This window comes from Collinsella aerofaciens, assembly GCF_901212495.1.
Lineage (GTDB): Bacteria > Actinomycetota > Coriobacteriia > Coriobacteriales > Coriobacteriaceae > Collinsella > Collinsella aerofaciens_H.
Genome location: NZ_CAAKNY010000053.1, coordinates 30,841 through 43,496 on the forward strand (window position 1 = coordinate 30,841; position 12,656 = coordinate 43,496).

At 56.4% G+C, this 12,656-nt stretch carries 14 protein-coding genes and 1 pseudogene; 14 read left to right on the plus strand and 1 reads right to left on the minus strand.

All coding sequences use genetic code 11. From position 1 onward, the window contains the following. Nucleotides 1-15: 15 nt before the first annotated feature. The 12 genes from SFLMC1_RS11285 to SFLMC1_RS06125 all read left to right on the plus strand — a co-directional run bounded on the left by SFLMC1_RS11285 (nt 16) and on the right by SFLMC1_RS06125 (nt 11,035). Nucleotides 16-147, plus strand: a complete 132-nt coding sequence (locus SFLMC1_RS11285; RefSeq protein ID WP_261981429.1) for a hypothetical protein — start codon at nt 16-18, stop codon at nt 145-147. A 149-nt stretch (nt 148-296) separates the two neighbouring features. Then, nucleotides 297-1,139, plus strand: a complete 843-nt coding sequence (locus SFLMC1_RS06075) for a Cof-type HAD-IIB family hydrolase (RefSeq protein WP_187323880.1) — start codon at nt 297-299, stop codon at nt 1,137-1,139. A gap of 64 nt (nt 1,140-1,203) precedes the next feature. After that, the gene (locus SFLMC1_RS06080) at nt 1,204-1,863 is read left to right on the plus strand and encodes an HAD family hydrolase (protein WP_306437775.1); all 660 of its coding nucleotides are present in this window, start codon (nt 1,204-1,206) and stop codon (nt 1,861-1,863) included. A 150-nt stretch (nt 1,864-2,013) separates the two neighbouring features. Further along, on the plus strand, nt 2,014-2,757 hold the full coding sequence (locus SFLMC1_RS06085; RefSeq protein ID WP_152074845.1) for a GntR family transcriptional regulator: 744 nt from the start codon (nt 2,014-2,016) through the stop codon (nt 2,755-2,757). 218 nt (nt 2,758-2,975) lie between these two features. Then, nucleotides 2,976-4,439 (plus strand): YfcC family protein, encoded by a 1,464-nt coding sequence (locus SFLMC1_RS06090; RefSeq protein WP_118205965.1) that lies wholly within the window; start codon nt 2,976-2,978, stop codon nt 4,437-4,439. A 9-nt stretch (nt 4,440-4,448) separates the two neighbouring features. Next, a complete protein-coding gene (locus tag SFLMC1_RS06095) occupies nt 4,449-6,032 on the plus strand; it encodes an amidohydrolase (protein WP_152074844.1) in 1,584 nt (527 codons plus the stop codon). A gap of 1 nt (nt 6,033) precedes the next feature. Beyond that, entirely contained in the window at nt 6,034-6,885 is an 852-nt protein-coding gene (locus SFLMC1_RS06100) for a sugar phosphate isomerase/epimerase family protein (RefSeq protein WP_152074843.1), read from the plus strand. A 62-nt stretch (nt 6,886-6,947) separates the two neighbouring features. Next, nucleotides 6,948-7,916: an SIS domain-containing protein gene (locus tag SFLMC1_RS06105; RefSeq protein WP_022094440.1), complete on the plus strand. Its 969-nt coding sequence runs from the start codon at nt 6,948-6,950 to the stop codon at nt 7,914-7,916. A gap of 14 nt (nt 7,917-7,930) precedes the next feature. Then, nucleotides 7,931-8,794 (plus strand): PfkB family carbohydrate kinase, encoded by an 864-nt coding sequence (locus tag SFLMC1_RS06110; RefSeq protein WP_152074842.1) that lies wholly within the window; start codon nt 7,931-7,933, stop codon nt 8,792-8,794. A 121-nt stretch (nt 8,795-8,915) separates the two neighbouring features. Next, the gene (frlD, locus tag SFLMC1_RS06115) at nt 8,916-9,716 is read left to right on the plus strand and encodes a fructoselysine 6-kinase (RefSeq protein WP_152074841.1); all 801 of its coding nucleotides are present in this window, start codon (nt 8,916-8,918) and stop codon (nt 9,714-9,716) included. Nucleotides 9,717-9,743: 27 nt separating this feature from the next. After that, nucleotides 9,744-10,604, plus strand: coding sequence for an amidohydrolase family protein (locus tag SFLMC1_RS06120; RefSeq protein ID WP_226814305.1), 861 nt, complete (start codon nt 9,744-9,746; stop codon nt 10,602-10,604). Between the two features lie 2 nt (nt 10,605-10,606). Then, nucleotides 10,607-11,035, plus strand: coding sequence for a secondary thiamine-phosphate synthase enzyme YjbQ (locus SFLMC1_RS06125; RefSeq protein WP_152074839.1), 429 nt, complete (start codon nt 10,607-10,609; stop codon nt 11,033-11,035). A 52-nt stretch (nt 11,036-11,087) separates the two neighbouring features. Here the strand turns inward: SFLMC1_RS06125 and SFLMC1_RS11425 are convergent. Then, nucleotides 11,088-11,153, minus strand: a pseudogene (locus SFLMC1_RS11425) (IS3 family transposase); the annotation flags it as partial. Between the two features lie 231 nt (nt 11,154-11,384). On the opposite strand from SFLMC1_RS11425, the gene SFLMC1_RS06130 reads away from it, so the two are divergent. Together SFLMC1_RS06130 and SFLMC1_RS11290 are read left to right on the plus strand one after the other, a co-directional pair. Beyond that, nucleotides 11,385-11,549, plus strand: a complete 165-nt coding sequence (locus tag SFLMC1_RS06130; protein ID WP_187323881.1) for a hypothetical protein — start codon at nt 11,385-11,387, stop codon at nt 11,547-11,549. 278 nt (nt 11,550-11,827) lie between these two features. Continuing rightward, the gene (locus SFLMC1_RS11290) at nt 11,828-12,355 is read left to right on the plus strand and encodes a xylulokinase (RefSeq protein WP_226814304.1); all 528 of its coding nucleotides are present in this window, start codon (nt 11,828-11,830) and stop codon (nt 12,353-12,355) included. The last annotated feature ends 301 nt before the right edge of the window (nt 12,356-12,656 follow it).

Sequence of the window (12,656 nt, forward strand, 5' to 3'; positions counted from 1 at the left end):
CCCTTTGCTATTTGGATGAATAAGGCAGCGGGCGGCATTCATACCTATGAGGAGAATCGTGCGTTTATCGAGGTCGGCGCCAGCGCACTGGGTGCCTCGGCGGCAATCGTAATCGTCGAGGGCGCACCGACGGATGAGAGTCGCTAGCAGACGTATTTGACCCGAGCGATTGAGCTCAACGACTGCACGCCGTTCATGTTCGGGACAATATAGCTTTTTACTCGTTGCAAACGAAGGCGTGGCGGGCATTCTGTATGATGACTCAGACAAGGTTGTTCAATGACAGGGAGGCATATATGGCAATCAAAGCCATCGCAATGGATATCGACGGTACGCTCACCAACGACCAGAAGGTAATTAGCCCGCGTACGCGCGAGAAGCTGCTCGCGGCGCAGGAGTCGGGCATTAAGCTCATCTTGGCTTCGGGCCGTCCCGCATGGGGGTTGCACGCCTTGGCGCAGGAGCTCGACCTTCAAAACCATGACGGTCTGCTAGTTGCCTTTAATGGCGCGCACGTGGTCGACGCTCAGACCGATGAGGTCCTTTTTGACCAGGCCATGCCGGCTGACGAACTGCACCGTCTGATTGATCATCTGCGCAATTTCGACGTGATCCCTATGATTTCGCTCGGTCGCGATTTGCACGTCGAGGACTCGTACCATTGCATGATCACGCTGCCTGACGGCTTGCAGAAGAATATCGTCAAGTATGAGCGCGATGCGTGCGATCTTAAGATTCGCGAGGTCGAGAGCCTGCATGAGGTCGTGGACACTTATCCCGTGGACAAGCTGCTGACGGCGGGTGATCCGACCTACCTGCAGGCGCATTACGAGGAGATGTATGCGCCCTTTACCCAGACGCTTTCGGGCATGTTTACGGCCGACTGGTACTTTGAGTACACGGCGCCCGGTATCGACAAAGCCCGTGCGCTCGAGGGTGCCCTGCCCAAGCTCGGTATCGATGCCAGCGAGGTCGTCTCGTTTGGCGACGGCCAGAACGACAAGTCCATGATTGAGTGGGCCGGCACCGGTGTTGCCATGGGCAACGCCGTCGATGAGGTTAAGGCAGTTGCCCAGATGGTAACCGCCAATAACAACGAAGACGGTATTGCAGTGGCGCTGGATAAGCTGCTGGGTTAGAATCGCCGATTAATGCATGGTTTGGGCGCCTGCTTGCGGGCGCCCTTTTGTTAGGGAGGGTGCCGTGTCCGCATTTCCGTTCGACGCCGTTATCTTTGACATGGACGGTGTCATTGTCGATACCGAGTATTACTACCTGGGCGAGACTGCCGCGTTTGCCAAGGAGCTTGGGCTTAACCTGACTCAAGAGGAGTTGAATGGGCAAGTCGGTACCTCGCATCAGTTCTTCCTGCATATGCTGGTCGATTGGTTTGAGCGCGCCGGTAAGGGGCATTTCACTGGCGAGGAAGCGTTGGCCCGTTGGGATGAGTGGGCGCATAAGCGTCCGCGCGACTATCAGGCTTTGATTAACCCGGGCGCCGTGGATACGATTCGAGAGCTGCCGCGCCGTGGCGTTCGCGTGGCGCTTGCCAGCTCATCTCCCATGGATAGCATCGAAGAAGTGCTCAACGCATGCGGGCTGTCGGATGCCTTTGAGTATGTGGTGAGTGGCGAGCAGTTTAAGGAGAGCAAGCCCGAGCCCGACATCTACCTGCATGCGCTGGACCTGCTGGGGCTGCCCGCGAATCGCTGCTGCTGCGTCGAGGATTCGGTGCCTGGCATCACTGCCGGCAAGCGAGCCGGCCTGACGGTCGTTGCCAAGCGCGAGGAGCGCTTTGGCTTTAGCCAGGATGCCGCGGACAAGATTATCGACCAGCTGCCGGAGCTGCTCACGCTTTCTTAGGAGCGCGGTAGTTGCGCGTTTTTCGGGTCTGATGAGTAAATACCCGACATTTTGGCGCGGCAGCAATCATAATTAATGCTAATGCGGGCTCAAGGGCTTGTTGAATGCCCTTGAGCCCGCTTTTGACTTAATTGTGCTGGGAGAGGGTATATGCCACCGACTGAAGGGCTAACTGACGGTAAAGCAGCGATACCGCTGTACCAACAGGTCATTGATATCATTAAAAACGAAATCAACTCCGGTGCCTACAAGGCAGGTGCGCGGATACCCAACGAATTCGAATTGGCTGAGAGCTATAAAGTTGGCCGCGTTACCGTGCGACGCGCTATTGAGGAGCTCGTCCAACAGGGCTATCTAACGAAGCGACAGGGGAAAGGCACGTTTGTCAATGCCCCCAAGCTCAAGCGCAAGATTCGCCAGAAGGATGACGTCCAGAGTTTTTCGGACGCATGCCGCGCTAACGGAATGGAACCGGGGGCGTGTGTCATTTCGAGAAAGATACTGCCAGCGGATTTCACCGAAGCACAGTTCTTTGGTGTTCCCGTTGGAACTGACTTGATTTGCGTTGAGCGCGTGCGTACTGCCGATGGCGTCCCTGTCATGCTTGAGAACAACATATACGTTTACGAGGACAACGCCTATCTATCAACGGCGCCTCTATCTAACCAATCCATTTTTGAGTTCGTGCGCAACCGGACGGGGCGGACGCCTGCGTTTACCGACCCGTGCACGCTCGAGATCGCGTGCGCATCGCCCGAGGTCGCTCGGTTGCTGGCGGTTCCCGTTGGCGAACCCTTGTTTTATATGGAAGCCTTCTTCTTTGATGAGCAGCGGCGGCCGTTTATCATCGGTCGTCAGCGGATCGTTGGGTCTCGCTACGTTTTTGACATCTAGGACATTGCGAATGGAGACGCCCGGTGGATCATCTCACCGGGCGTTTCCATACCGTTCACGGCACAAACGCAACCGTTCAACCGCGTTGCGGCAATCAGTTTGAAATTATCTTGATGACGAGAAAAGCTGCTGGTAATCTATAGAACGTCATAGAACGTTTGCCTTGTGCAAACGTTGAAGCGAGATGCGATGCAATCTCGAGTTCTTTGGAGGTATCTATGTCAGATACGAAGGCGAAGAAGACAAACAGACGTTTTAAGTTCAAATTACCGCATGTCTATACGATCATGTTCTTGCTGATCGTTGTCTTTGCGGTCCTGACTTGGATCGTTCCCTCTGGTCAGTATCAGCGCAAGACGATTTCGACAGCGGCGGGCGAGCGTGAAGTCGCCGTTGCTGGAACCTATGAACAGGTCGATAAGAACTACACCGATTCCGAGACCGGCGAGACCATCAATCTGGGTCAGGATATCTTCGCGGTCCTGCAAGCGCCCACTAAGGGCATCCAAGAGGCTGCCGACGTCGTTGCGTTCGTCTTATTGATTGGCGGATCGTTCGCAATCATCACCAAGACCAACGCTTTGAATGCCGGCATGAGCCGTGTGATTAAAAAGCTCAAGAACAAGGACATCCTCATCATTCCCATTACGATGACGTTGCTGTCCATTTGCGGCACTACGTTTGGTATGTCTGAGGAAGCCCTGCCGTTCTATGCCATCTTCATTCCCATCATGATGGGTATCGGTTATGACTCGATGACGGCATTCATCATCTGCTTCCTTGGTCCTAACCTGGGATATTGTGCTTCGACCATCGACCCGTTTAACGTCTTGATCGCACAGGGCATTATCGGCATCGAGGGCAATCCGCAACTGTGGCTGCGCGCCGTTTCTTGGGTCATCTTCACTGCCGTCGGTATCGCATGGGCCATGCGCTACGCCATGCGCGTCAAGAAAAACCCCGAGTCGTCCATTACGTACGAGGACGATAAGCTCAAGCGTATCGAGTTTTCCGTGACCGACGCCTCCATCGAGGAAGAGTTCACTATCCGTCAGAAGCTCGTGCTTATCGATTTTGCTTGCGGTATGGGCATTATCGTCTGGGGTCTTGTTACCCAGGGTTGGTACATGAATGAGATTTCCGCCGTGTTCCTTGGCATGGGCTTGCTTGCCGGTATCCTGGGCGGTCTTGACCAGCAGACGATTGCTGAGGAGTTCGTTAAAGGTCTCGCCGACTTTGCGTACGCCGCCATCGTTATTGGTATCGCTCGCGGTATTCTGGTCATCGCCGAGGGCGGCATGATCATCGACACCATTCTCCAGGCGCTCGCTACTGCGCTCGCCGGTGCACCCGCCGCCGTCTACACCACGTTTATGTATATCGTCCTTGGCCTGCTCTCTTTGCTGGTTCCCTCGAGTTCTGGCCTGGCGGCGCTCACCATGCCTGTTATGGGCCCCCTGACCGAGCTTATGGGCCTCAATCCCGAGGCAGCTGTTACCGCGCTCCAGTTTGCTAATCAGACCATCAACACCATCAGTCCCGTGGCGGGCATGACGGTCGCCGGCCTTGCCGTGGCAAAGATCTCGTTTGGCCAATGGTGGAAGACCATTTGGAAGTTCTTCATTTTCATGGTCGTCTTTGGCCTGATCGTAACGGCAATCTCTGGCATGCTTCCGGTGTAGGTGGTTGTGATGTCTGATCGTTTGACGGTCCTGACGTCTAAGAGCGTCTTTACCGGTACGGGGGACCTGCCGTTTGAAGGTTTCGTAGCGGTCCGTGGCAATCGAATTGAGGCTGTTGGCACCAAGTGTGAGGTAGCTTCGTATTTGACCCAAGCGGACGAGGTAGTTGACCTGGGCGACCGCACCGTCATGCCTGGCCTGATCGATGTGCATACCTTCTATACGGGCTGGGCACTGCGGACGTTGGGGCCTGATCTGTCCGGCATCGCTGATGCCAAAGGGGCCGTGTCGCTCTTGCGTGCATGGATAGAAGATCATTCGGATTGCGCGGCGGCTTTTGGCCACAACCTACCCGAAACGTTGGCATCGGATGCCGAGAACGCAAATACGGCAGCCGTGTTTGACGATTGTTTTGGCGATATCCCTGTCGTCTGCTTTACACCGGGTGCGGAGACCTGCGTTCTCAATGCAGCCGCCAGTGCACGATACGGCTTTACACCCCAGGCGTGCTATGCCGAGAAGATCTGGCGCATGATGAGCGATTTCCTCGCGCTGCCCGAGGTACGTGCGGGGTATTCGGACTACATGAGCATGCTTAACGAGCGCGGCGTTACCGCCATCAAGGAGATGGCGTTTGATGACTACTACGGCTTTGCCGACGAAATGGCTCGCCGTGAGGAATCTGGTGAGCTGACGGTTCGCGTCTCTATGATGTCGCAGCCGGTGGGCGCTGGTGCAAATCTGGCATATGCCCGCGAGGCACGAGAGCGCTTCCGGGGACCGTTCGTTCGTTTTTCTGGCTTCAACCGTATGGCCGATCGCGGCGTATGGGCGGGGCTTGCCGAGATGATTGACCCCTATGAGGACACGGCCGATGCGGGAGCCGCCGGCAAGACGGTCGTCGAGGAGCCCGAGTGGGATCTGATTGAGAACGAGCTACGTGCAATTGATGCTGACGGCTTCCGATATTCCTTGCATTGCCAGGGAGATGGCGCCGTTCGTCGCACCGTGGCGCTCTATGCCTCGCTGCCTCGAGACGAACATGGACGGATGCTTCGCCGCCATGCGATTACCGATCTCGAGAACTCTGACCCGACCGATCTTGTCGAGTTTGGCAAGTTAGGTGGAATTTGCGAGGTCTATCCGCAGATTCTGACGCTGGACCGGCGCGAGGATTGCCTATCGATGATGCGTCGACAAATTGGCGAGACGCGACTTTTACACAGCTGGAATCGCCGCGGCATGGAAGATTCCGGATGCACGGTGTGCTGTGGTACGGATTTGCCGCTGCTGATTCCGAGCCTGGGTGAGTCAATCTACAGCGCGTGCGGCGGATACTTCGACGATGGACTGCCCGTGAATGAGGCCAACGTGCTGACGCTTGTCGAGCTCTTGCGCGCTTGGACTGCCGGGGGCGCGTACGATCTGATGCGCGAAGACGAGCTGGGTACGCTTGAGGTTGGCAAGCTTGCCGATATCTGCGTGCTCGATCGGGATGTGTTCGACCTCGATTATCGCGACGCACGCGATCTTGCGGTTGATATGACGATGTCGGACGGACAAATCGTGTTCGATCGAAATAAGGAGGCATAAGGTGTCTGAATCCAAACCGACGCTGCGCCGCGAACAGATTGCGGGCATGAATATCCACTACATCATGTGGTCGCTCGATTACTTCCTTGACGCGCAGCAGCGTTTGGGCTTTGAGTCCATTGAGCTGTGGTGTGCGGAGCCGCATGTGACGCTCGACCACACGGGCTACTTTGAGGCTGAGGTCCTGGCGAAAAAGGCTGCAGACCGTGGGCTTAGGTATCGTACTCTGTGCCCCGAGAATGTTGTCTATCCTTGGCAATACTGCGCACGCAAGCCGCTGCATGAACAGCGCAGCCTGGCGTACTTTAAGCACGGCATTGAGCTTGCCGAGGTACTTGGGTGCGACCGTATGTCCGTCAACTCGGGCTGGGGCGACTGGGACGAGGATCGCGAGGAGGCCTGGAAGCGCAGCCGCGAGCACTTGTCCATTCTGGCGGAGTATGCCGGCGAGCACAGTCTGGTGCTTACGATGGAAAGCCTGCGTCCCGAGGAGAGCAACCTTGTGACGACGGTTTCCGATGCGAAGCGCATGATTGACGAGGTCGCGAGCCCGTACTTACAGCCCATGGTTGATACAACCGCGATGGGCGTTGCAGGCGAGACGCTCGAGGACTGGTTTGCCGCCTTTGGTGATGGGGCAATTCACGAGATGCACTTTATCGACGGTGACCCGTATGGCCATCTGGTGTGGGGCGATGGCAAGCACGATATGGACGCCTTCGTCGCCACGCTCAACGCCCATGGTTTTGACGGCATGCTGGGCCAGGAAATCACGGACGGTCGTTACTACGATGACCCGGCGGCGGCAGATGCCAAGAACATGGCCGCATTCGAGAAATATCTGATTGACTAAAACAACTATCGGCCACGCAGCCAATCTCATTGATTGCGGACCAAACAAGAAAGGAACTGGATATGAACGCACACGATCTGATCAAAGAGGCAATTGCCGAGAAGGGCAAGTTCGACAGCGTCTACTGGATTGCTTGCGGTGGCTCCATGATCGATTTGATCCCGGCTCATGAGCTTCTGCAGCGCGAGGCAACCACCTTCACTTCGTATATCTATACCGCGCGTGAATTCGACATTATGCGTCCGCGTCGTCTGGGCGAGAAGTCCCTGGTCATCGCTTGTAGCCACAGTGGCAACACCCCCGAGGTCGTCGAGGGCTGCGAGATTGCCCTTGCTGCCGGCGCTACGGTGATCGCCCAGACCGACAACGCTGGATCTAAGATCGACTCCGGCAAGTGGACCACGTGGGTCTACCCGTGGGGCGAGGGTGTGCCGCAGGCCGAGGTCCCCGCTGGTATTTCGCTGTCGCTTGCGGCAGAGCTGCTCGATCAGCAGGAGGGCTACGCCGATCTTGCCGATATGTATGCCGGTATCGCCGAGATGGATAAGATTCTTCCCCCGGCACGCGAGAAGGTAAATGCCGAGCTGGGCGATCGCTTTGCCAAGCTTTGCCAGGAGCACGAGTTCTTCTATATTCTGGGCAGCGGTCCCAACTTTAGCCAGACCTACGGTTTCGCTATCTGCTCTCTTATGGAGATGCAGTGGCAGCACTGCAGCTACATCCACTCTGCCGAGTACTTCCATGGCCCCTTCGAGGCTACTCAGGATGGCGTTTTTTACTTCCTGCAGATGGGCTCCAGCGAGTGCCGTGCTATGGACGAGCGCGCCCTGGCGTTCCTTAAGACGCATACCGATACGCTGATGGTGCTCGATGCCAAGGAGTACGGTATGGAAGCCGTGCCGGCGAGCGTCCGTGCCTATCTGGACCCGGTGCTGTTCTATGCCATGAACTGCGAGCTGCGTGCTGCACGCGGCAAGGTGTTTGATCACGATCCCGATTTCCGTCGCTATATGGGTGTTGTCGAGTACTAGAAGGGACAAAGGCCATGGCATTTAACGTTAACGCGCTCGGATTTGGCGACAACGTCGTCGATCGCTACGAGCATATCCATACCATGTATCCTGGCGGCAATGCGGTGAACTTCGCCGTTTATGCCAAGAAATGCGGTGCCGCACGCTCCGCATACATGGGCATTTTTGGCAATGACGCCGCTGCCGAGCATGTCATTGCAAGCCTCGAGGATGAGGGTATCGAGCTTGACAAGTGCGAGCAGATGATTGGCGAGAACGGAGCGGCTCGCGTCACCGTCGTTGACGGTGACCGTGTCTTCCTTGGCTCCAACGAGGGCGGTATCCGTGGCGATGCGCGCTATGTCCTCGATCGCTTTGACCTTTCGTACATGAAGCAGTTCGATGTGGTTCATTCGGGCAACTATTGCTTTACCGAGCGCGAGCTGCCCAAGCTGAAGGCTGCGGGCGTCACGGTCTCTTTTGACTTTTCGGACGACTCCACCGACGAGTACTACGAGCAGATTGCGCCCTACGTCGATTTTGCTTTCTTTAGTGCGGCGGATGCCGCGAGTGAGGACGAGATTCGCGAGCGTCTGGCATGGGTGAAGGGCCTGGGTCCGCGTTTTGTGTCGGCTACGGCGGGCGCCGAGGGCTGCATTGCTTACGACGGCGAGCGTTATTACCGCCAGCTGGCTAAACCGGTAACGGACATGAAGGACACCATGGGGGCGGGCGACTCGTTCCTCACCTCGGTTTTAATGTGCTATCTCGATTCCGCCAAGCGTGGTGAGGATGGCGCCGAGGCCATCGAGCGCGCGCTCGACTTTGCCGCCGGGTTTGCCTCGACCGTGTGCGGCATGGAAGGCTCTTGGGGCCACGGAGCACCAATCGCTGAATAGCTTAAGAAAGCGTGCGGCGGTCTGGCTATGAGGCCTTGGACAGCCGATGCAAAACAATAAGCGAAACGCGAAAAGGGGGCTCGCAATGCGGTGGGTCCCCTTTTGAACATTGGAGAAGACTATGGGTATTAAAGCGTGTGCGGCTGGTTTTTGCTGCGCGGACGTCTATCAAAACATCGGCGTGTTCTATCCGACTGGTAATGGCATTGACTGGGGTATCCATCTTGCGCGAATGGGCGTTTCGGTATCCGCCGTTTCGGTTGTCGGCAAGGACGAGTACGGAGACAAGATGAGAGAGGCACTGGCCGCTGAGGGGTTCGATATCTCACATCTGCGGGTGGAGGATGGCGACACCTCGGTGATGCTCATGGAATTGAAAGACGGCGTCGATCGCGTGCATCTCGAGGCAATCGATGGCGTAATGGAGACATATCGACCGAATGAAGATGACCGGGCGTTTATCCTAGAACATGACATCATTCATACCGATCTGTTTGGCAATTGTTTGGACCTCCTGCCCGAATGGCATGATGCGGGCAAGACGGTGGTTATGGACTTCTCGGTGTTCAGCCAGGATCCCGAATATGCCTGCGATAATCATTTTCCCTACGTTGACTACGCATTTATGTCGTTTGAAGATGACACTCCGGAGCTACGTGATTGGGTGCGTCACGTACAGGAGTTGGGGCCGCGCGTTGCGGTTGCCACGCTTGGCGAGAAGGGAAGCATTGCCTATGACGGTGAGCGCTTCTATGAGTGCGAGATCGTACCGGCGGAGAAGGTCGTTAACACCGTGGGTGCCGGCGACTCGTATATTGCCGGGTTTACCAAGGGCGTGATCGATGGCCTTGATATTCCCGCGTGTATGAAGGCAGGCGCTGAACTATCGTCCCGAGTGATTGGTTCGTTTGAGCCGTACTAGGGTCAAATGCCTGGAAAGGAGTACGAAATGGTTATCGACATGTTGGTTCATCCTATGCTCTACGGCGAGATCTATACGCCGGGTGATGAGCCTGATGGATTTGGTTTTTGGTCACGAGAATTTGGTATGGGGCATATGGGCCCCATGGATTGGGATGAGCTTCAAGTCGAGATGGACGTCTGCGATGTGCAGAAGAGCGTGCTCATGCCGCTTGATGTAACCACGGCATGCGGAGGGCATTTTGGCACCAATGACCAGATTGCCATGCTGGTTGCCGCGCATCCCGATCGCCTGTGGGGATTTGCGAGCGTAGATCCGCAGGTGAGCGGTGCCGCAGGCGAATTGGAGCGCACCTTTACCGAGTTGGGGGCAAAGGGGCTTTGCCTGCATCCGGCAAAACAGGGTTTTGCCCCCGATGATGCTGTGGCCGAGCCGCTTTACGAGCTGTGCGAGCGCTATAACAAGCCGGTGGTTTTCCATGCCGGTATGTCTTGGGAGCCGGGTGCAGAACTCTCGCGCAGCAACCCGCTTGCATTTGAGCACACAATCGCAACGCATCCAAATGTGCGTTTTAGTTTGACCCACTTTGGCTGGCCCTGGGTGCGCGAGACCGTGGCGATGCTGCTCAAGTATCCCAACTGCTACACGGACACCTCTATCACTTACATCGATTCGCCCGAGGAGATGATGCAGCGTCTTTTCACGGTCGATATGGGGCCCCTGTGGTATGACCGCGCGCTATCGCATCAAGTGATGTTCGCCAGCAATACGCCGCGCTTCCGTGCGTTCAAACTCAAGCGGGCGCTCGATACCGTGTCCATGCGCGATGATGCACGAGAAAGGCTCTACTGGGGTAATGCCCTGCGCTTTCTTGAAGGGGATGAGTAAACATGGTGACGCTCGAGACATTGAGCTATCTATCGACTGCTCCGGACCAGTTCATCGATATTACCGAAGACGTGCACGCCGCCATCGAACGCAGCTCGGTGACCAATGGCTTGGCAGCGATTATTTTGTCGCATACGACTTGTGGAATCGTGGTAAACGAGGGGCTGCCCTGCGTGGAGACGGATCTTATGGAGACGCTTGATCGCATCGCCCCGCTCGATGCCCCCTATGCGCATGCACGCTTCCTGCCGAGCTATGGAGCCACCAGCAACAACTCCTGTGGGCATATCAAGAGCATGATTTGTGGAAACAGTTGCTTCTTTCCCGTCCAAGATGGCCACATCGTGTGCGGAGGTGCCCAAAACATCTATCTTGCGGAGTTTGACGGTCCGCAGAAGCGAAAAGTGTACGTCGAGGTGCTGGGGGAATAACGTTCCTGCAATAATGAACTGCACCCCAAAACTTGGACGGCTTAAATAAGAACTACGCCGCAAGGGACTGGCTCCGGAACTCCTCCGGGGTCAGTCCCTTCAGTTTAGTCTGCGTCCTCTGTCAGGTGATTCGTTGTATTATCCGGGCGGAAGCGTGTCGCAAGTTGTGGGAGCCGCCAAGCGCAGTTCACGCGCTGCATTTTTTGCGGTGCCTGGGCCGGTGATCTCGGGCTGATTAACCGAGATTATGCTAACAACATGCGTCGCAAGGCGGCGCTGCGCTTGGACGACCTTAAGCTTTTTCACTTCATCACGAGCGGGGGGGGGGTATCTCAACGACCGCTCGACTGTGGACGTTGCCGATTCACTTCTCCTTAATTGCCTACCGGATGCGATGGTCATCGGCGGTTCGGCTGCCGGTCGTGGCGCCTCGGGCGAGCTTGCCGATGAGGTCCGCGAGCGTCGCAGCGTGCGGCTGAGGCGACGGGGCTCGCGGCAGGGACACCTGTCTTAGTGGGAACGGGCGACTCTGGTGCCGAGGCCATTTCGACGGGTGTATTCCGTCCCGGCGATATGATGGTTCAGTTGGGGAGCACGGCGTATTTCATCTACCTAGCTGATCATATGATCGATGATGCCCGCCTGTGGCCAGGGACGTTTATCATTCCCGGAACTTACGGGATCTGCGCGGGGACCAATACGGCGGGTGCGCTCACATCGTGGCTGCGCCAATAGCTGTATCGCGACGCCGTAGAGGCCGAGGGCCACGGTGGCCCCGATGCTTATTCGGTTATGGCGCATGATGCCGCCGATGTGGCGCCGGGTGCCGATGGGCTCCTGTGCCTGCCGTACTTTGCAGGGGAGCGTACTCCGCTCAACGATCCCGAGGCGCGTGGCGTCTTCTTTGGCCTGACCGGAAGGCATACGCGAGCCCATATGGTTCGCGCCGCCTTGGAAGGCGTCGCGTATACCGTTGCATCCCATGTCGACATTATCGAGCGAGAGCATGGACTGCCAATTGGGCGCATTATGCTTGTCGGAGGTGGAACCAAGAATCCAGTTTGGATGCAGGCTATCGCCGACGTATGTGGGCGCGAGGTCTCGGTTGCCAAGGTTGCGGTGGGCGCATGCTTCGGCGATGCCATCATGGCAGCTCTCGCAGGTGGCACCTATGCATCATGGGATGAGCTCGCCCAAGTCCTTGGCGTTGCGCAAACAATCGTGCCCGATATGGCTGCCCACGAGTTATATACGTCGCGTCGTCATATTTTCGATGAACTGTATGCGCGTAACTGCGATCTTGTGCACGAACTGGCGTAGTTTTACAGAACTGGTATTCGATACTGCTCGGGTACAGGAGGATTCAGTAATTTGTGGAGTACGAGGCGCGTGTTCCGCGCTTCCTTGTGACTCGGTGGGCAAAAAAATGCCAAATATGAGTACTGTCACTATTTTAGTAACAGCAAAAACAAGCCTTCGAGGCTCTAGTTGAGCGCCCGGGGGCGATTAAAGCTTGTTTTTTACGGCTTAAGACATGCTAAAACACCCCGTTAATGAACGCCTGTGCATTAACGGGGTGTTGTTTAGTCGCTAAATAATGTGACTAGCTTTGCAACAGTAC

What these genes read in the sequence shown, in the direction of transcription:
- SFLMC1_RS11285 (WP_261981429.1), top strand. Translation starts at nt 16, where the DNA reads ATGAATAAGGCAGCGGGCGGCATTCATACCTATGAGGAGAATCGTGCG.
- SFLMC1_RS06075 (WP_187323880.1), top strand. Translation starts at nt 297, where the DNA reads ATGGCAATCAAAGCCATCGCAATGGATATCGACGGTACGCTCACCAAC.
- SFLMC1_RS06085 (WP_152074845.1), top strand. Translation starts at nt 2,014, where the DNA reads ATGCCACCGACTGAAGGGCTAACTGACGGTAAAGCAGCGATACCGCTG.
- SFLMC1_RS06090 (WP_118205965.1), top strand. Translation starts at nt 2,976, where the DNA reads ATGTCAGATACGAAGGCGAAGAAGACAAACAGACGTTTTAAGTTCAAA.
- SFLMC1_RS06095 (WP_152074844.1), top strand. Translation starts at nt 4,449, where the DNA reads ATGTCTGATCGTTTGACGGTCCTGACGTCTAAGAGCGTCTTTACCGGT.
- SFLMC1_RS06105 (WP_022094440.1), top strand. Translation starts at nt 6,948, where the DNA reads ATGAACGCACACGATCTGATCAAAGAGGCAATTGCCGAGAAGGGCAAG.
- SFLMC1_RS06110 (WP_152074842.1), top strand. Translation starts at nt 7,931, where the DNA reads ATGGCATTTAACGTTAACGCGCTCGGATTTGGCGACAACGTCGTCGAT.
- frlD (WP_152074841.1), top strand. Translation starts at nt 8,916, where the DNA reads ATGGGTATTAAAGCGTGTGCGGCTGGTTTTTGCTGCGCGGACGTCTAT.
- SFLMC1_RS06120 (WP_226814305.1), top strand. Translation starts at nt 9,744, where the DNA reads ATGGTTATCGACATGTTGGTTCATCCTATGCTCTACGGCGAGATCTAT.
- SFLMC1_RS06125 (WP_152074839.1), top strand. Translation starts at nt 10,607, where the DNA reads ATGGTGACGCTCGAGACATTGAGCTATCTATCGACTGCTCCGGACCAG.
- SFLMC1_RS11290 (WP_226814304.1), top strand. Translation starts at nt 11,828, where the DNA reads ATGGCGCATGATGCCGCCGATGTGGCGCCGGGTGCCGATGGGCTCCTG.